Source organism: Candidatus Pantoea floridensis (assembly GCF_900215435.1).
Taxonomy (GTDB): domain Bacteria; phylum Pseudomonadota; class Gammaproteobacteria; order Enterobacterales; family Enterobacteriaceae; genus Pantoea; species Pantoea floridensis.
On record NZ_OCMY01000001.1, the window covers coordinates 2,227,186 to 2,246,157 of the forward strand.

General features: G+C 54.5%; 15 protein-coding genes and 1 pseudogene. 9 read left to right on the plus strand and 7 right to left on the minus strand.

Features of this window, described 5'->3' with window-relative positions:
• The first annotated feature begins 44 nt into the window (after positions 1-44).
• Entirely contained in the window at positions 45-1,058 is a 1,014-nt protein-coding gene (gene iolG, locus CRO19_RS10405; protein WP_097095767.1) for a bifunctional inositol 2-dehydrogenase/D-chiro-inositol 1-dehydrogenase, read from the plus strand.
• Positions 1,059-1,123: 65 nt separating this feature from the next.
• Positions 1,124-2,020 carry a myo-inosose-2 dehydratase gene (gene iolE, locus CRO19_RS10410; RefSeq protein WP_097095768.1) on the plus strand — a complete coding sequence of 299 codons (897 nt, stop codon included), beginning with the start codon at positions 1,124-1,126 and terminating at the stop codon, positions 2,018-2,020.
• A gap of 40 nt (positions 2,021-2,060) precedes the next feature.
• Here iolE and CRO19_RS10415 read toward each other — a convergent pair whose 3' ends face one another.
• The 3 genes and pseudogenes from CRO19_RS10415 to glpD form a co-directional block, all read right to left on the minus strand.
• Positions 2,061-2,516 (minus strand): DUF943 family protein, encoded by a 456-nt coding sequence (locus CRO19_RS10415; protein WP_097095769.1) that lies wholly within the window; start codon positions 2,514-2,516, stop codon positions 2,061-2,063.
• Positions 2,516-3,355 (minus strand): annotated as a pseudogene (locus tag CRO19_RS10420) (DUF3289 family protein). Before CRO19_RS10420 ends, CRO19_RS10415 begins: the two are co-directional and overlap by 1 nt.
• Before the next feature lie 178 nt (positions 3,356-3,533).
• Complete coding sequence (gene glpD / locus CRO19_RS10425; protein ID WP_097095770.1) at positions 3,534-5,042, minus strand: glycerol-3-phosphate dehydrogenase; 1,509 nt, start codon at positions 5,040-5,042, stop codon at positions 3,534-3,536.
• Positions 5,043-5,402: 360 nt separating this feature from the next.
• Here glpD and glpE point away from each other — a divergent pair, with 360 nt between their 5' ends.
• The 5 genes from glpE to malQ all read left to right on the plus strand — a co-directional run bounded on the left by glpE (position 5,403) and on the right by malQ (position 12,122).
• Positions 5,403-5,729, plus strand: a complete 327-nt coding sequence (glpE, locus tag CRO19_RS10430) for a thiosulfate sulfurtransferase GlpE (RefSeq protein WP_097095771.1) — start codon at positions 5,403-5,405, stop codon at positions 5,727-5,729.
• 38 nt (positions 5,730-5,767) lie between these two features.
• Positions 5,768-6,592, plus strand: a complete 825-nt coding sequence (glpG, locus tag CRO19_RS10435; protein WP_097097633.1) for a rhomboid family intramembrane serine protease GlpG — start codon at positions 5,768-5,770, stop codon at positions 6,590-6,592.
• A gap of 42 nt (positions 6,593-6,634) precedes the next feature.
• Positions 6,635-7,393, plus strand: a complete 759-nt coding sequence (locus CRO19_RS10440; RefSeq protein WP_008107931.1) for a DeoR/GlpR family transcriptional regulator — start codon at positions 6,635-6,637, stop codon at positions 7,391-7,393.
• 183 nt (positions 7,394-7,576) lie between these two features.
• Positions 7,577-9,982 (plus strand): maltodextrin phosphorylase, encoded by a 2,406-nt coding sequence (gene malP / locus CRO19_RS10445; RefSeq protein WP_097095772.1) that lies wholly within the window; start codon positions 7,577-7,579, stop codon positions 9,980-9,982.
• Positions 9,983-10,064: 82 nt separating this feature from the next.
• The gene (gene malQ / locus CRO19_RS10450; protein WP_097095773.1) at positions 10,065-12,122 is read left to right on the plus strand and encodes a 4-alpha-glucanotransferase; all 2,058 of its coding nucleotides are present in this window, start codon (positions 10,065-10,067) and stop codon (positions 12,120-12,122) included.
• A gap of 38 nt (positions 12,123-12,160) precedes the next feature.
• On the opposite strand, the gene nfuA is transcribed toward malQ, so the two are convergent.
• On the minus strand, positions 12,161-12,736 hold the full coding sequence (gene nfuA, locus CRO19_RS10455; RefSeq protein ID WP_097095774.1) for a Fe-S biogenesis protein NfuA: 576 nt from the start codon (positions 12,734-12,736) through the stop codon (positions 12,161-12,163).
• A gap of 58 nt (positions 12,737-12,794) precedes the next feature.
• A complete protein-coding gene (gene gntX, locus CRO19_RS10460; RefSeq protein WP_097095775.1) occupies positions 12,795-13,472 on the minus strand; it encodes a DNA utilization protein GntX in 678 nt (225 codons plus the stop codon).
• Between the two features lie 35 nt (positions 13,473-13,507).
• On the opposite strand from gntX, the gene bioH reads away from it, so the two are divergent.
• Both bioH and CRO19_RS10470 read left to right on the plus strand, forming a co-directional pair.
• Positions 13,508-14,284 carry a pimeloyl-ACP methyl ester esterase BioH gene (bioH, locus tag CRO19_RS10465; RefSeq protein WP_097095776.1) on the plus strand — a complete coding sequence of 259 codons (777 nt, stop codon included), beginning with the start codon at positions 13,508-13,510 and terminating at the stop codon, positions 14,282-14,284.
• A gap of 148 nt (positions 14,285-14,432) precedes the next feature.
• Complete coding sequence (locus CRO19_RS10470; RefSeq protein ID WP_097097634.1) at positions 14,433-14,702, plus strand: YdgH/BhsA/McbA family protein; 270 nt, start codon at positions 14,433-14,435, stop codon at positions 14,700-14,702.
• Here CRO19_RS10470 and CRO19_RS10475 read toward each other — a convergent pair whose 3' ends face one another.
• Together CRO19_RS10475 and CRO19_RS10480 are read right to left on the minus strand one after the other, a co-directional pair.
• The gene (locus CRO19_RS10475) at positions 14,703-16,388 is read right to left on the minus strand and encodes an alpha-amylase family glycosyl hydrolase (RefSeq protein ID WP_097095777.1); all 1,686 of its coding nucleotides are present in this window, start codon (positions 16,386-16,388) and stop codon (positions 14,703-14,705) included.
• 127 nt (positions 16,389-16,515) lie between these two features.
• Positions 16,516-18,840, minus strand: coding sequence for a Tex family protein (locus CRO19_RS10480; protein WP_097097635.1), 2,325 nt, complete (start codon positions 18,838-18,840; stop codon positions 16,516-16,518).
• Positions 18,841-18,972: the final 132 nt, after the last annotated feature.

An 18,972-nucleotide genomic window follows, 5' to 3' on the forward strand; every position in this document is an offset into this window, starting at 1 on the left:
CTTGTTTATCTTAATGTATCCGAACGAACTCTACAGGTGTAATTATGACGCTAAAACTCGGTGTAATTGGTACCGGTGCAATTGGTCAGGAACACATTCGTCGCTGCAATAACGTCTTGCAGGGTGCGAAAGTGGTGGCGGTTTCTGATATCAACGTGGAAGGTGCGCGTGCGGCGCTGCAACGTCTGAATATCGAAGCCGAGGTGTATCAGGATGGCCATCAGGTGATCAACTCGCCCGAAGTTGATGCCGTGCTGGTGACTTCCTGGGATCCGACCCACGAAGAGTTCACGCTGGCCGCCATTGCTGCGGGCAAACCGGTGTTCTGTGAGAAGCCGCTGGCGCTGAGCGCGGAAGGCTGCCGTCGCATTGTCGATGCGGAGATCAAACACGGCAAACGTCTGGTGCAGGTGGGCTTTATGCGCCCGTACGATTCCGGCTATCGCGCGCTGAAAAAAGTGATTACCGACGGTGAAATCGGTGAACCGTTAATGCTGCACTGCGCGCACCGCAACCAGAGCGTTGGCGAGAATTACACCACCGACATGGCGATTACTAACACGCTGATTCACGAGCTGGATGTGCTGCGCTGGCTGACGGAAGACGATTACAAAACCGTGCAGGTGGTGTTCCCGCGTACCACGTCGAAATCCCACGCCAAACTGAAAGATCCGCAAATCGTGCTGTTCGAAACGCAGAAAGGCATTCGCATTGATGTCGAGATTTTCGTCAACTGTGCATACGGCTACGACATCCAATGCGAAGTGGTGGGTGAAGAGGGCATCGCGAAACTGCCTGAGCCTTCGGCGATTCAAACGCGCAAAAACGCGCGCCTCGGTACACCCTTGCTGACGGATTGGAAAGATCGCTTTATCGATGCCTACGACGTTGAGCTGCAGGCGTTCATTAATGACGTGAAGAGTGGCGAGCTGACCGGTCCTTCGGCCTGGGATGGCTTTGCTGCCTCCGTGGCCGCCGATGCCTGCCAGAAAGCGCAGAACAGCGGTGCGATTGAGCCGGTTACCATGCCGCCACGTCCGGATTTCTACGCTAAATAACTGAGCCGTTTGCGCATAATCTCCGGCGGCTAAGGGCCGCCTCTGAGTGAATCAGGGAACTGAAGATGAACCAAGACAACGTAAAACTGGCGATTGCGCCAATCGGTTGGACCAACGACGATATGCCGGAGCTGGGCAGTGAAAACACCTTCCAGCAAACCGTCAGTGAAATGGCGCTGGCAGGCTTTACCGGTAGCGAAGTGGGCAGCAAATACCCGCGCGATCCGGCAATCCTCAAGCCAATGCTGGATATCCGTGGTATTCAGATTTGTAACGCATGGTTCAGCACTTTCTTTGCCAATGGCGACAAAGCAAAAACCATCGACGAATTCACCAATCACATGAATTTTCTGTATGAGATGGGCGCGCGCGTGATTGGCTGCTCTGAGCAGAGCAAAAGTATTCAGGGCACCACGCTCGCCGTGCTGGAGCAGAAGCCGATTTTCACCGATGAAGAGTGGCGATTGACGGCAGAAGGCTACAACGAGTTGGCCGAGATCGCCGCGCAGAAAGGTATGCGCTTAACGCTGCACCATCACATGGGCACCGGTATCCAGACCCCCGCCGAAATCGATCGCTTTATGGAATCGACGAATGAGAATGTCGGCCTGCTGTATGACACCGGCCACATCTACTATTCCGAAGGTTCACAGCAGGCGATGCTGGACGTGCTGACCAAATATCTGCCGCGTATTTTCCACGTGCATCTTAAAGACGTGCGCGACAGCGTGGTTGCGGAAGTGCGCGAAAAATCATTGTCGTTCCTTGATGGCGTGAAGAAGGGCACCTTTACCGTGCCGGGCGACGGTGTGATTGATTTCAAGCCGGTGTTCAAAATCCTCGATGATTACGGCTATAAAGGCTGGATGGTGGTGGAAGCTGAACAGGATCCGGCGTTGGCTAACCCGTTCGAATATGCGGTGAAAGCGCGTAAATATATTCGTGAGAATGCGGGGCTGTAAGTTTAGGTTGCAACAGAAAGGCTCCGTATGGAGCCTTTTTTCATTTTTTTTCTTCAAATTCTGATAACTTTCCATCAACTGATTGAATGAAAGCTGAATGACTGAATCTATAGATAGTGTTCTTCTCACGATTTGGGGAAACTGACATTAACCTGTGTTTATCAATGCAGTTTTGAGGTGATGGAATATCATCAAAACATAGACGATCTTTATCTTCCAACTCTTTATATTTACCATCAAACTTAAAGAACACGAAATATTCTGGTCCGCCTTGTTCTGCTGGCTTGATATTATTTTTCGAGAGTATGTTTAGTCTATTTCTTGTCCACCATTCAATGCTTGCTTTAGATGATAAAGGAAGATCGCGAACAAGAATATCTACAACGGTGTCATTGCTATGTACCGCAATTATGTCAACTGGCTTCCTATTCAAATATAGTAAATATAAAATAATGGCAATGCTCATTACTGATATTAATACAATGCGTTTGATCATTATTTTCGGCCCTCAATATCAATAACCGCTTCCATATTAGTTAAAAAAGGGCGATATCCAAACTGATCGTAACGTTGAAGAGTGAACCAGATTTTGAAAAACTAAAACTGTCTAAACTTGATTTTAAGGATATCGTTGGTATCTAATCCGAAATGATCTTGTCCCTTATATTTAAGCCGTGCATGCCAATGTTCATGACTAACTTCAAGGTTCATTACCTCTATTTGAGTGGCATGAACATCATGTACCGTTATGCCTAAACCATTTATTCTGTCGGCAAGAGAATCGAATTTTGGTAATACTGTTCCTGCAATGATTTTGGTTAAATAATGTATTTTATCTTTAGAAATTCCATGATTTTTATAATCCATGTTCTTATTAAAAAAATCAATAACGTTTTGGCGAGTGCTATCTTCACTTCGATCATTAATGATCTGATCACGATATGCCATATCGAGCGACATGTCACAAAATGGCATACCGGTAGAACGCCTAAAATGTTCCAGCATTTTATTTATCAGAAAACGTTGTGGGCCAACCATAGCAAACGGCAAGGAGGTGGTTTGCATCTCGGCAAACAATAAATTTGCACACTCTTCTGGTGTCAGCTTTTCGCCAGTTTGGCTACCTAATGCGCCCGAAAAACGGGACTGCGGATTATGAAACGGGTTAAGTCGCGTCATGGTGTAGGGATCAACCACATTGGAAATATTGATCAGATCAAATTCGTGTTTAAGGCGATGTTCTGAAATGTCGCCATAGCGCATATCGTCCGCACTGCAATCACTGAATGCGCGGCGTGTAGAGTAGATATTAAGCGGAAAGGTTGCCATCACCATGCGTATATCCTTCTGATAATTATTCCTAAAATACGTGGAGAGTTATTCAGTCAGAAATCGCGCTGGCAGGGTGTGATCTTGCGCAGTAGTTAAGATGTGCGAGATGTAATAAGTAAATTCAGACAAAAAAATAAAACCCCGCTGGCTTCGCGGGGTTCATTTTAACAAAGGGCGATAGTTAAGAAGCCAACGACAGCGCCGGTTTCTGCGCGTTGACCGCCAGCCATTCGCGAATACGCGCCTGTTCCGCTTCGCTCAGCCACATACCTTGTTTGGTACGACGCCAAATTGCATCATCCAGCTCGCGCACCCACTCGTTTTTCACCAGATATCGCAGCTCGGCTTCGTAGAACTCATGCCCAAAGTTCTCACCCAAATCATCAATGCTCTTCGCGCCTTCCAGCAGCACTTCGGTACGGCTGCCGTAAGTGCGGGCAAAGTGACGCGCCATGCCTTCGCTGATAAACGGATAGCGACGACGCAGGCCCGCGGCGTAATCTTCACGCGTACCGGAGAAATCACCACCCGGCAATACTGCACTTTTGGTCCAGGCCGGGCCAATATTCGGGTAATACTTGGTCAGTTTCTCCAGCGCGTGCTCCGCCAGTTTGCGATAGGTCGTCAGCTTGCCGCCGAACACCGACAGCAGCGGCGCCTGACCATTGTCGTCATGCACATCCAGCGTGTAGTCGCGGGTGATGGCCTGCGGAGAATCCGATTCATCATCGCACAGCGGACGCACACCCGAGTAAGTCCAGACGATGTCATCTTTGCTCAGCTGCTGCTTGAAGTGTCCGTTAAACACTTTCAGCAGGTAGCTGATTTCATTGTCATCGATCTTCACGTTTTTCGGATCGCCTTTGTACTCCACGTCGGTAGTACCGATGATGGAGAACTCATCCATCCACGGAATCACAAACACGATACGGTTGTCTTCGTTTTGCAGGATATAGGCCTGCTTTTCGCGATGGACGCGCGGCACTACAATGTGACTGCCCTTGATGAGCCGAATGCCGTACGGCGATTTCAGCTTCAGGCCGTCGTCGAAGAATTCTTTCACCCACGGACCGGCGGCATTGACTAAACCTTTCGCGCGCCAGGTGTACGTTTTGCCGCTATCAATATCTTCGGCCTCCACCATCCACAAACCGCCTTCGCGCCAGGCGCGGGTCACGCGGGTACGGGTGCGCACTTCGCCGCCCTGTTTCTCCACTTCCTGCGCGTTGAGCACCACCATGCGTGCATCATCGACCCAGCAGTCAGAATATTCGAAACCGCGCGTGATTTCCGGCTTGAGGGCCGAATCCGCGCCAAAACGCAGGCTTTTACTGCCCGGCAGCGTAGTACGTTTGCCCAGGCGGTCATACATGAACAGGCCCATGCGGATCATCCACGCCGGGCGCAGGTGCGGACGATGCGGCAGACGGAAGCGCATTGGGAAAGCGATATGCGGTGCCATCTTCAGCAGCACTTCACGCTCGGCTAAGGCTTCGCCTACCAGGCGGAATTCATAGTGTTCAAGGTAGCGCAGGCCACCGTGAATCAGCTTTGAGCTGTTGGAGGAGGTTGCACAGGCCAAATCCCGCGCCTCCAGCATCAGCACCGACAGTCCGCGTCCTGCAGCGTCCACTGCAATGCCGGCTCCGTTAATGCCGCCGCCGATCACGATCAGGTCTTTGGTTTCCACGTCATCTCCTCCGATGTTCGGAATAGTTCTAAAATGTTCGTTTTCGAGCGTAATAATAATCGGAAACCAACATCGATGCCAGCGGTTAACTGAATAAAAACATTTTTGCGTGATATAGCTAACATTCCGACAGGAAAAAAATCACATAACCACAGGACTTGTCAGGTTATCGCGACCGATTCTCAGGTTAAACTAGGCGCTAATTGTGTAATGCTTGGTAGTTAAGACGGTTAGGTCGTCATAAATGGCGCCCCTACAACCTCCGCATCGAGCAGTCGTAGGGGCGCCATTTATGGCGACCTGGCACCAACACCGGCGATTTTATCAACCGCTAATTGTGACGAAGTAATGAGAGACACCATGGAAACCTTCGAGTGTATTAATGTCCTGCAGGCGCAAGAGCATCTGGCACAAGGTGCGCAGCTGGTGGATATCCGCGATCCGCAAAGCTTTATGATGGGCCATGCCGCCGGTGCGCAGCATCTCACCAACGACAACCTGGCGGACTTTATCGCCAAAGCTAATCAGGATTTACCGGTACTGGTAATGTGCTATCACGGTAACAGCAGCAAAGGCGCGGCGCAGTTCCTGCTGGGCCAGGGATTTAACGCTGCATACAGCATTGACGGCGGATTTGACGCCTGGCGGGCGGCATTCCCGGCGCAGGTTGCTATCGGCGACGCGTAAGCCCATCGCATAAGCATAAGGAAGGAGAGCACCGCATGATGCGCATCACCCAGTTTAATAATCCGCGCATGGCGCAGGCGTTTGTCGACTACATGGCGACGCGCGGCGTAACGCTACGTATTGAACGCGAAAGCCACTTTGTCATTATGTTGGATGATGAAAGTAAGCTTGAGATGGTCGAAAACGAACTCGCGCAGTTTGTGCGCGATCCCAACCATCCACGCTATCTGGCTGCCAGCTGGCACAGCGGCAATACCGAAAGTGGTTTGCGCTACGAGCGCACCAACCTCTGGGGCAACATTCGGGAACGCGCAGGTCCGCTCACCATGACCATCATGATTGCCTGCATCGTGGTGTTTATTCTGATGCAGATCGTCGGCGATGATGTGGCATTGGACTGGCTGGCGTGGCCGGCGGATTCGTCGCAATATTTCCAGGTGTGGCGCTGGTTCAGCCACGCGCTGCTGCACTTCTCGCTGCTGCATATCCTCTTCAACCTGATGTGGTGGTGGTATCTCGGCGGTGCGGTTGAAAAGCGCCTCGGCAGCGGCAAGCTGTTTGTGATTATGCTGATATCCGCGCTGTTAACCGGCTGGATGCAGGCCAAGTTTAGCGGCGTGCTGTTTGGTGGCTTATCTGGCGTGGTGTATGCGCTGATGGGATACTGCTGGCTGCGCGGTGAGCGCGATCCCGACAGTGGCATTTACCTGGAACGTGGCCTGATGGGGTTCGCGGTGGTGTGGTTGGTGATTGGTTTTTACGGCGCGTTTGGCCTGGCAATTGCCAACGCGGCGCACGTTACTGGTTTGCTGGTGGGTTTAGCAATGGCATTTGTTGATACGCGCAAAATCGCGCGTGGTTAGCAGCGCGCATAAAACAAGCGGCTACGAGCCGAGGAGAGAGATGTGAAGCAGACGCAACGTCATGACGCCATTATCGATCTGGTCCGGCGTCAGGGATATGTCAGCACGGAAGAGCTGGTGGATCACTTTGAGGTCAGCCCGCAAACCATTCGGCGCGATCTGAACGATCTGGCCGATCAAAACAAAATCATGCGTCATCACGGTGGAGCGGCGCTACCGTCCAGCTCCGAGAACACCGCCTGGCAGGATCGTAAGATGATGTGGTCAGCGGAGAAAGCGCGCATCGCCGAGCGGGTAGCGAGCCAAATTCCCGATGGCGCCACGCTATTTATCGATATCGGCACCACGCCGGAAGCGGTGGCGCATGCGCTGCTTAATCACAACAATCTGCGCGTTGTGACCAACAACCTCAACGTGGCGATTCTGCTGATGGCGAAACCGGATTTCCGCGTGATCATCGCCGGTGGTGAAGTGCGCACGCGCGACGGCGGCATCATGGGCGAAGCGACGCTGGACTTCATCTCACAGTTCCGCCTCGATTACGGCATTCTCGGCATTAGCGGCATTGATATGGACGGTTCATTGCTGGAGTTCGATTATCACGAGGTCCGCACCAAACGCGCCATTATTGAGAATTCGCGCTGCGTAATGCTGGTGGTGGATCACTCCAAATTTGGCCGCAACGCGATGGTTAATCTGGGTAATATGAGCCTGATTGATTACATGTATACCGATCAAAGCCCGCCCGCTAGCGTGCTGAAAGTGATTGAACAGCACGAAGTTCATCTGGAACTTTGTTGATGTTGCATAACCCGGTCGCCATGAATGGCGGCCCTACGATGTAGCGTGCGCATTTATGCGCACCGTTTTTTTTCTTAACACGCGCATTTCCCTGTCGCTTTTTTCCGCCCCCGCAGCTTTACTTATCCATTCACCTCTTGCGCTCGCCCCGGCTTTACCGTTAACGGACACGAAGGGATTGATATGTCGCAGCAAAAATTCAATAAAACACGTTTCGACGCCGCACTGACTCGTCATTGGCAACACCTTGGACTCGCTTCCGCCCAGCAAATGACGCCGCACCAATGGTGGCAGGCGCTGAGCAGCGTGCTGGCGGAAATGCTGGCCACGCAGCCGCCCGCGCCGCCAAAGCAAGGACAACGCCACGTCAATTATTTGTCGATGGAGTTTTTGATTGGTCGCCTGACGGGCAACAACTTGCTCAATCTTGGCTGGTACAACGACGTGCAGGCCGCGCTGGCGGAACATCACATTGAACTGAGCGAGCTGCTGGAAGAGGAGATCGACCCCGCGCTCGGCAACGGCGGATTGGGGCGCTTAGCCGCCTGCTATATGGATTCGATGGCCACCGTCGGCCAGGCTGCGATGGGCCACGGCCTCAACTATCAATATGGTTTGTTTCGCCAAACCTTCGAAGATGGCCAGCAACGAGAGGCACCGGACGACTGGCTGCGCGATCGCTATCCGTGGTTCCGTTATAACGCCGCGCTGGATGTGCAGGTCGGTATCGGCGGAAAGGTGAAACAAAACCACGATGGCAGCATTATTTGGCGACCTAACATCCTGCTGAAAGGAGAAGCCTGGGATCTGCCGGTGGTGGGCTATCGTAACGGCATTACGCTGCCGCTGCGATTGTGGAAAGCCAGTAGTGCGCAGCCGTTCGATCTCACGCTATTCAATAACGGCCAATTCCTGCAGGCCGAGCAGCAAGGCATTGAGGCCAATAAGCTGACCAAGGTGCTCTATCCCAATGATAATCATGCGGAAGGTAAACGCCTGCGTTTAATGCAGCAATATTTTCAGTGCGCCTGTGCGGTGGGCGATATCCTGCGCCGCCACCATCTCGCCGGGCGTGCCATCCGCAGCTTGCCCGATTTTGAAGTGATTCAGCTGAACGACACGCATCCGACTATCGCTATTCCTGAGATGCTGCGCGTATTGCTGGATGAACATCAACTGAGCTGGGATGATGCCTGGCATATCACCAGCCGTACTTTTGCCTATACCAATCACACATTGATGCCCGAAGCGCTGGAGCGCTGGGATGAGCGATTGGTGCGCGACGTGCTGCCGCGCCATATGTTAATTATCAAAGAGATTAATCGCCGCCTGAAGAAAAGGGTGAAGAAGCAGTGGCCGGATGATAGAGCGATGTGGCACAAGCTGGCGGTGGTGGCGGAAGGTCAGGTGCGCATGGCGAATTTGTGCGTGGTGAGCTGCTTCGCGGTGAACGGCGTCGCGGCGCTGCACTCCGAGCTGGTGGTAAAAGATCTGTTTCCGGAATATCACCAGCTGTGGCCAAACAAATTCCACAACGTTACCAATGGCATTACGCCGCGCCGCTGGTTAAAGCAGTGTAATCCGCTATTGTCGACGCTGATTGATGACAACTTGCAGGTGGAGTGGGCGAACGATCTTGATGCGCTGGCATGGCTCGCACCGTTTGCCAAAAAGAAAGCGTTTCGCCAGCAGTTCCGCGCCATCAAACAGCAGAACAAGCTGCGCCTAACGGTGTATATCAAACGTGTTACGGGCATTGATATCAATCCGGATGCGCTGTTCGATGTGCAGATCAAGCGGCTTCATGAGTACAAACGCCAGCACCTCAGTTTGCTGCATATGCTGCACTGCTATCGCCAGCTGCGAGATCATCCCGATAACCCCGATTTCGTGCCGCGCGTGTTTATCTTTGGTGCCAAAGCGGCGCCCGGCTATTACCTCGCCAAAAATATCATTTATGCCATTAACCACGTGGCGCAGGTGATCAACAACGATCCGTGCGTTGGCGATCGCCTGAAAGTGGTGTTTATTCCGGATTACCGCATTACCGCGGCGGAGTTGATCATTCCAGCTGCCGATCTCTCTGAGCAAATTTCTACTGCCGGTTACGAGGCTTCCGGCACCGGCAATATGAAGCTGGCGCTCAACGGTGCGCTGACCATTGGCACGCTGGACGGTGCCAATGTGGAGATTGCGCAAGCGGTGGGCGAGAAGAATATCTTCATCTTCGGCAATAGCGTGGAGGAAGTGAAGGCGCTAAAGGCGGGAGGCTACAGCCCGAAAAAGCTGCGTAAACAGAATCCTTATCTGGATGGTTTGCTGAAAGAGCTGGAGAAGGGCAAGTTCAGCGAGGGTGATAAGCACGCATTTGACCTGATGTTGCAGAGCCTGACGAAGGACGGCGATCCCTGGCTGGTGCTGGCTGATTTCGATGCCTATATTGCCGCGCAGCAGCAGGTAGAAGCGTTGTGGAAAAATCAGGATGCCTGGACGCGTGCGGCGATCATGAATACCGCGCACACCGGCCGCTTTAGTTCTGACCGCTCAATACGTGATTACCAGCAGTTGATTTGGCAGGCGGCAAGATAATCGATATTCCGGTCGCCATGAATGGCGACCCTACCAATTCCGTAGGGTGCGCATTTATGCGCACCTTGTTGAAGGAGAAAGGATGACGCTCAATAAGTTGGATCAGGCGGCACAGGATGCAGGCATTGCGCTGCGCTTTATCAACGCGCATGGCGAGCCTGAAACCATCAGCGATGCCACCAAACGCGCGCTACTGGCGGTAATGGAAACGCCCAGCGGCAAAGCGCCACCGCTGCCGCCGGTGCAGGTGTTTGCCGCCCGCGCCAAACGTCAACTCACGCCGCAGGGCCGCGGGGCGTTTTCCTGGCAGCTTGAAACCGAGCAGGGCAAACAGTTCAGCGGAGATGTGCAGGGCGGCGAAGTGCTCACGCTGCCGCCGCGCCTGCCGCAGGGCTATCATCAGCTGACTCTGCATAAAGGCCGCCAGCAGTGGCAAACGCGCATCATCATTGCGCCGCGGCGCTGCTATCTGCCCGAACCGCTCAAGCAGGGCGAAAAACGCTGGGGCGCGCTGGTGCAGCTCTATACGCTGCGTTCAGAAAATAATTGGGGCATTGGCGATTTCGGTGATTTGAAGTTGATGCTGGAACAGATTGCTGCACACGGTGGCGATTTTGTTGGCCTCAATCCGCTGCACGCGCTCTATCCGTCACTGCCGGAACATGCCAGCCCGTACAGTCCAACCTCGCGGCGCTGGCTTAACGTGTTGTATATCGACATCAATCAGCTGGAGGATTTCCAACACAGCAAAGAGGGCCAGCGCTGGTGGAAAAGTGCCAAAACGCGCAAAGCACTCGAGCGCGCGCGCGCCAGCGAGTTTGTTGATTACAGCGCGGTCGCCGAGCTGAAATTAGCCGCGCTGCGTTTTGCCTGGCAAAACTATCAGCCACGCGCAGCAGACGACGCCGATTTCCAGCAGTTTATCCTTGAGGGTGCCGGGCATTTACGCTATCAGGCCGCCTTTGATGGCATTCTCGCCGAGCGCAGCCAGCAGCACCCCGATGAATGGGGATGGGCAAACTGGCCGGAAGGCTGGCGCAATGCGTTGTTGCCTGAGGTTCAGCAGTGGTGTGCTGAGCATGAAGCGGAGATCCAGTTCTGGAGCTGGCTACAATGGCTGGCGCAGCAGCAGTTCGCTGCCTGCTGGCAGCGCAGCCAGCAGCTCGGCATGGCGGTAGGTTTGTACCGTGATTTAGCGGTCGGCGTGGCGCAGGGCAGCGCCGAAACCTGGCAAGATCCGGAACTCTACAAGCTTGGCGCATCGGTGGGCGCACCGCCGGATCGCCTCGGACCGCAGGGGCAAAACTGGTGTTTACCGCCGCTCGATCCGCATGTGATGCGTGCGCGCGGTTATCAGCCATTTATCGACCTGCTGCGCGCCAATATGCGCGACTGCGGCGCATTGCGTATCGATCACGTCATGGCGCTGCTGCGGTTGTGGTGGATTCCCTACGGCGAAAGTGCCGATAAGGGGGCTTATGTGGCGTATCCGGTGCACGATCTGCTGGCGATCCTCGCGCTGGAGAGTCAGCGCCATCGCTGCATGGTGATCGGCGAAGATCTTGGCACAGTACCGCAAGAGATCGTCAGCCTGCTGCGCAACAGCGGCATTTTTTCCTGGAAAGTGTTGTTCTTCGAGCAGCACGGTGATGGCAGCTATCGCCAGCCGCAGGAGTATCCACGTCAGTCGATTGCCAGCGCCAGTACGCATGATTTACCGACATTAGGCGGGTTCTGGCATGCAGATGATTTAACGCTGGGTGACAAGCTGGGTATCTATGCTGGCGACGGCGTGCTGCAATCTCTCCAGCAACAGCGGGTGAAGCAAAAGCAAGCGCTGCTGGATGCACTGCATCAGGCTGGGTCGCTGCCTGCACGCAGCGGCAAGCGAGCTGATGGTTTGGCTTTATCTCCTGCGCTGACGTTGGCGTTTCACCGTTATTTGGCACGCACCCATAGCGCACTACTTGGGTTGCAGCCGGAAGATTGGCTCGGCATGTCTTCGCCGGTCAATGTACCGGGCACAGTTAATGAATATCCTAATTGGCGTCGCAAGTTGAATGCCACGCTGGAAACGATGTTTACGCTTGAGGTGCAGAAGGTATTAAAAGCCGTAAATGAAGGGCGGAAAGCGGAGTAAAAACGCGCGGCAGCATCGGGTTGCTGCCGCGTGCTAAATCAGTAGTACGAGTGCTCACCGCGCTGGTGCTCGGTTAAATCGCGCACGCCTTTCAGCTCAGGGAAGGCTGCCAGCAGCTCTTTCTCGATGCCATCTTTCAGAGTGACGTCGATCATCGAACAACCGTTACAGCCGCCGCCAAATTGCAGAATGGCGATGCCGTCATCGGTGATTTCCATCAGCGATACGCGACCGCCGTGGCCTGCCAGCTGCGGGTTAATCTGCGCTTGCAACAGATATTCCACGCGCTCCACCATTGGCGCATCGTCAGAGACTTTACGCATTTTGGCGTTCGGTGCTTTCAGCGTTAGCTGAGAGCCGAGATTATCGGTGACAAAGTCGATTTCAGCGTCATCAAGGTATGGCGCGCTCATTTCATCCACAAAGGCGGACAGTTTTTCGAACTTGAATTCCGTATCGGAAGCTTCTACTGCATCAGGTGGGCAGTAAGAAACACCGCATTCTGCGGTTGGCGTACCCGGATTAATGACGAATACGCGAATCTGAGTGCCATCTTCTTGTTTGGACAGCAATTTTGAGAAGTGCTCTTGCGCAGCATCAGTAATAACGATCATTGCGATTGCTCAATAGTTGACTAAATTACTTGGTTATAATACGCCCAACACCGACGCTCTACAAGGTACGGCACAGGCAACCAATGTGTACGCTGGCCGCGCCGTGCGCCAGCAGGATGCGGCTAATTTCCGCTACGGTACTTCCGGTCGTCACAACATCGTCGATAAGCAGGATATGGCGCCCGCGCACCGGCATTTCAAGACAAAAGGCGCCGCGCAGGTTCTTTTTACGTGCGCTGGCGCTCAATGAGTGCTGCACCGCACCGTGGCGTAGACGTCGTATGCCTTCGCGATATTCACACTTCAACCAGCGCGCCAGCGGTTTTGCCAGCAGCGCGGCCTGATTATAACCGCGTTGCCAGGCACGACGACGATGCAGCGGTACGCTCAACACCAAATCTATCCGCGGAAGCCGATTATCACGACGCATTGTTAACAATTTTAACAAAATCAGCCGCGCCAGCATCACCCTGAGTGCGGTTATGCGAGAAAACTTCAGCTGGTGTACCCAATCGCTTAGCGGCGGCAGGTAATCGCTCACGCAGCTCAGGCTTTGCCATGGCGGTGGATGACGAAGGCAGCGGCCGCATGCTTGCATGCCAGTGGCCGGTAATCCACAGCGTGGGCAGAGTGCAGGCAGACGCGGAATCTGTTGCACACAGCGGCTGCATAATCCGTGGCTGGCGATGCGCAGCGGCAAGCGGCATAGCCAACAGAGTACCGGCATTGGTAGCATAGCGACCTCCTTTTCACTTTTCCGGAGTGTAACCGATGAGTTCGCTTTACTGGCACACCACAGGCACGGGCGATTGCGATCTTGTGCTGCTGCACGGCTGGGGTTTGAACGCCGAAGTGTGGCAAAACATAGTTCCACGACTCAGCTCGCAATTTCGCCTGCACCTGGTGGATCTGCCGGGCTTTGGCCGCAGCCAGGGATTTGGACCGCTGACCTTAGCGGAAATGGTGCAACAGCTACTGCCACAATTACCACAGCGTGCGGTGCTGATGGGCTGGTCGCTGGGCGGATTAGTCGCCAGTCAGCTGGCCTTAACCCACCCCGATCGGGTTGCAGCACTGATTAGCGTGGCATCGTCGCCGTGCTTTACCGCACGTGATGCGTGGCCGGGCATCAAGCCCGAGACGCTACAGAGTTTCCAGCAGCAGCTGAGCACAGATTTCCAACGCACCGTGGAGCGCTTTCTGGCACTGCAAACCATGGGCACCGAACATGCGCGGCAGGATGCGCGTCAACTGAAAGAGGTGGTGTTGTCGCAACCCATGCCATCGGTAGAAGTGTTAGCGGGCGGACTGGAGATTCTGCGTCAGGACGATCTGCGTGCTGCGCTCGACGATCTTAACCTGCCGTTTCTGCGTATTTACGGTTATCTCGATGGGCTGGTGCCGCGTGGTATCGCACAGCAACTGGATACACGCTGGCCATCTTCTTCATCGGTGGTAATGGAAAAAGCGGCGCATGCGCCTTTTATCTCCCATCCAGAGGCCTTCTCACAATACATTATTGATTTTTATCAATCGCTTGCCGGTTAATACATGACTGCAGTGGAAAATTTGTCACAAGCGGCAATACTTTTCTGGTGAGCTGACCTGCTAGTGGTGTGAATGGAATATCGTCGTATCCACCTGTTTTATGTCTGCTTACATCTCAACAATGGATCATGTGAATGAGGGTAAATCGATGAAAATGATGAAATGGGTTGTGGCTTCAATGGTAATGAGCGCGGTGTCTTTTTCGGCATTTGCAGCGAAGGAAGTGACCAAAGAAGAAGTTCAGAAGATGAATCTGGAGAAGATTGGTACGGTCACCACCACGGCGGAAACGACCTCACCGATGGATGCCAAGAAAGAACTTTCAAAGGCCGCTGATGAGAAAGGGGGCAAATACTTCCTGGTGATTGCCGGCCGTGAGCATGGCAAGTTCAGCGCTACTGCGGACGTCTACAAATAGTTAGCCGCGCAGCCACATAAACTGCCACGCAGCCAGCGTTATTGGCTGGCTGCCATCCAGCTTCTCCCCGCTAATGAGATCCTGCACCTGTCGTGCCAGCGGCAGTTGTGTGGTTACGTCATGGTTGCTGAGGTTAAACACGCACAGTAAGCCGTCGCTATCGGGTTTATGGCGACGCAACACCAGCAAGGTATTCTCGCTCTCCAGCAGCGTCATCGGATTATCGGGATGAAACGCCGGCTGCCGCGTGCGCAGCTGAATCAGCGCGCTGAGGCGTTCAAATACCTGCTGGCGCAGCGGATTGCCACCGCTAATCCATGCTTCCATGTCGCGCAGGCTGTACTTCTCACGGTTGATGGCGCGGTTGTGACCGGCGGCACGCACGCCTTCGTTATCGTTACGTGAGCCAAGAATGCTTTGAATGTAGATTGCGGGCACGCCGGGAAATGACAGCAGAATGGCATGTGCCAGCAGGAAACGGCGCAGGCGCGTATCGTCGTCGTCGTTCTGTTGATTGAGAGCATCGAAATAGGTGACGTTAATTTCGTAAGGACTGGTGGTGCCGTCGGCGTTATTTTTATAAGAAACCAGCGCGCCCTCTAACGCCAAATCGCGTACCAGCGCCACAATCTCCACTTCCGACAAAATGCCGCGCGCGGGATTCAGCCCAATGCCGTCGTGCGAGGCGAGAAAGTTAAAGAAGGTGGTGGTGCCGCCGCCTAAATCCAGCGTGCTGGCCCATTGACGCAGCGCACGCGCCGATCCCGAGTGAATGGCATGCAGCACCAGCGGCGGCAGCGAAAACTGATACACCATTTGCGCTTCATCTTTGCCGTTGCCGAAATAGCTGATGTTGTCTTTGTGCGGCACGTTGGTTTCGGTGACGATCACCGTGCCGGGCGCCACTTCATTAGCGATAGCGCGAAACAGCTTCACCAGCTGATGCGTTTTCGGCAGGTGAATGCAGGTAGTGCCAGGCGTTTTCCACATGTAGCCAACGGCGTCGAGCCGCACATAATCCGCGCCTTTGATCAGGTAATCGAGCAGCACGTCGACCATGCGAATTAACACTTCCGGGTTGGCGAAGTTGAGGTCGATTTGATCGGCGCTGAAGGTGGTCCAGATGTAGCGCGTCTCGCCGTTGCCCATTTCAAACGGCGTTAACAAGGGTGAAGTGCGCGGGCGCGTGACGGCGCTAAGATCGGTAGCGGGCGGCATGCTGATAAAGAAATCATCCCAGCCGGGATCCTGCGCGAGGAAGTGGCGAAACCACAGGCTGTGCGCCGACATGTGATTGCAGACAAAATCGAACATCAGGCGAGTTTCGCTGTGCAGCGCGCTGATGTGTTGCCAGTCGCCGCAGATCGAATTGACCTGGTGATAGTCGATAACTGAGAAGCCATCATCTGATGAATAGGGGAAGAACGGCAGCAGATGCACCAAACTAAAGGTGGATTGCAAATGCTGCTGATAAAAGCGTGAGAAGCTGGCGAGCGTCGGTTGCTCCGGTTCGCGAAACTGATCGGCGTAGCTGATCAGCACCACATCTTTCTCATCCCAGTGCGGCTTGCGCGGCAGTTTTACCGTATCGCGCGCGGCACGAATATGCGAAAGCAGACGCTCGCGCGCTGCGACAGGAAAGCTGCCCTGGTAAATGTCATCGAGTAAGGCGTTGATAATGTCCATTGAATCGCTGGGCCACGCGGGAGGTCATTTTTTCTCACAGAATTTTTAGCGTAGTTGGGCGAGGAGATTTATCAAGGCTTATGCGCGCGGAGATCGCGTTATCTCCGCGCGTTTTTAGGGCAGGAACTTAACGTTTTTTACCGAAGGCTGCGGCCAGCGCATCGCCCATCGCGCTATTGCCTGCGGACGAGCTGGCTGGTTTGCCACGGCCTTTGTTGGTAGCCGCTGGACGCGCGGTTTCTTTGCCTGCGCTGCGGTTGCCACGCGCATTGCTTTCACCGGGTTGCTCATCCAGACGCATGGTCAGCGCAATACGTTTACGCTGCATATCCACTTCCATCACTTTCACTTTGACGATGTCACCGGCTTTCACCACCTGGTGCGGATCCTCGACGAACTTGTCGGAGAGGGAAGAGATGTGCACCAAACCATCCTGATGCACGCCGATATCGACGAATGCGCCAAAGTTGGTAACGTTGGTCACTGCGCCTTCCAGTACCATGCCAGGCAACAGATCGTTGAGCGTTTCCACGCCTTCCGCAAACTGCGCGGTTTTAAATTCAGGGCGCGGATCGCGACCCGGTTTTTCCAGCTCTTTGATTATGTCCGTCACGGTCGGCAAGCCGAAGCGCTCATCGGTGAATTCGCGTGCGTTAAGATCGCGCAGGCTGCCTGGATTGCCCATTAACTCATTCAGCGCCTGCTCGGTGGCGGCCAGAATGCGCTCGACCAGCGGATAAGCTTCCGGGTGCACCGTTGAAGCATCCAGCGGGTTATCGCCGTGGTTGATGCGCAGGAAGCCGGCGCACTGCTCAAAGGCTTTTGGACCCAAACGGCTCACTTTCAACAGCTGCTGACGATTCTGGAAGCGACCGTTCTCATCGCGCCAGCTGACAATATTCTGCGCCATCATGCGAGTTAAGCCTGCTACGCGCGTCAGCAGCGCCACAGAGGCGGTGTTGAGATCGACGCCAACGGCGTTTACGCAGTCTTCCACCACCGCGTCCAGCTTCTTCGCCAGCTGGCTTTGGCTGACGTCATGCTGATATTGGCCCACACCGATGGATTTCGGATCGATTTTCACCAGTTCAGCAAGCGGATCCTGCAGGCGGCGTGCAATGGAAACCGCGCCACGAATCGAGACGTCGAGATCCGGGAACTCCAGCGCGGCCAATTCCGACGCGGAGTAAACCGATGCGCCAGCTTCGCTGACGATCACTTTTTGCGCTTTGATCTGCGGGAACTGTTTTTGCACGTCGAGGAAGAAGCGTTCGGTCTCGCGCGAAGCGGTGCCGTTACCAATCGCCACCAGTTCAACCTGATGCTTGGTGCACAGCGCCGCAACGGCCGTGGCGGCTTTCGCTGCCTGGCCGGTGTGCGGATAAATGGTGTCGGTGGCGACCAGCTTACCGGTGGCATCCACCACCGCGACTTTAACACCGGTACGCAAGCCCGGATCGAGCCCCATGGTGGCGCGCATTCCCGCCGGTGCGGCCATCAGCAAATCGTGCAGGTTGCGGGCAAACACGTTGATGGCTTCATCTTCGGCGCGTTCACGAAGGGTGCCCATCAATTCGGTTTCGAGGTGCAACAGCACTTTGATGCGCCAGGTCCAGCTCACCACCGCTTTGCGCCAGCTGTCTGCCGGGGCGTTATTCAGGCGCAGGTTGAGGTGTTCGGCAATCAGCGTTTCGCCATAGCTTTCACGCGGGGCTTCTTCGAATTGTGGATCGGCGTTCAGCGACAGTTGCAGCACGCCTTCATTGCGTCCGCGGAACATGGCCAGCGCGCGGTGCGACGGCACGCCGCTCAGCGCTTCGTGGTGATCGAAGTAGTCGCGGAATTTCGCGCCTTCCTCCTCTTTGCCTTCCACCACGCGTGATACTACATGCGCATTTTTCCACAGGTAGTCACGCACTTTCGCCAGCAGCGTGGCGTCTTGCGCAAAGCGTTCCATCAGGATGTAGCGTGCGCCATCGAGCGCGGCGCGCACGTCGGCGACGCCTTTGTCGGCGTCAACGTAGCCAGCGGCCAGCTGCTCGGGATCCTGCGACGCATCCTGCCACAGCGTTTCCGCCAGCGGCTCAAGCCCGGCTTCAATGGCGATCTGTCCACGCGTGCGACGCTTCTGCTTGTACGGCAGGTAAAGATCTTCCAGCTCGGTTTTATTGAGCGTGCCGTTGATGGCGGTGGCAAGTTCAGGCGTGAGTTTGCCCTGTTCGTCGATAGATTTCAGAATCGACTGGCGGCGATCGTCTAATTCGCGCAGGTAACCAAGGCGGCTCTCCAGCTGACGCAGCTGGGTGTCGTCCAGCCCACCGGTTACTTCCTTACGATAACGTGCGATAAACGGCACGGTGTTCCCTTCATCAAGTAAGCGTACGGCGGCATCAACCTGGTCGGCGCGTGCCTTCAGCTCACTTGCGATAATCTGGCTCAGTGAATCTTTCATCATCATTAACAATGCTTAAACAGGGTTAGAAAATAGGGGACAGTTATACGGGCTGAGGGCGAAAATTGCCAGCCGCAGGCCGGTGAATCCGTCTTTTTCTGAATGCAGCGCGCACATCCTGGCCTGCGTCTT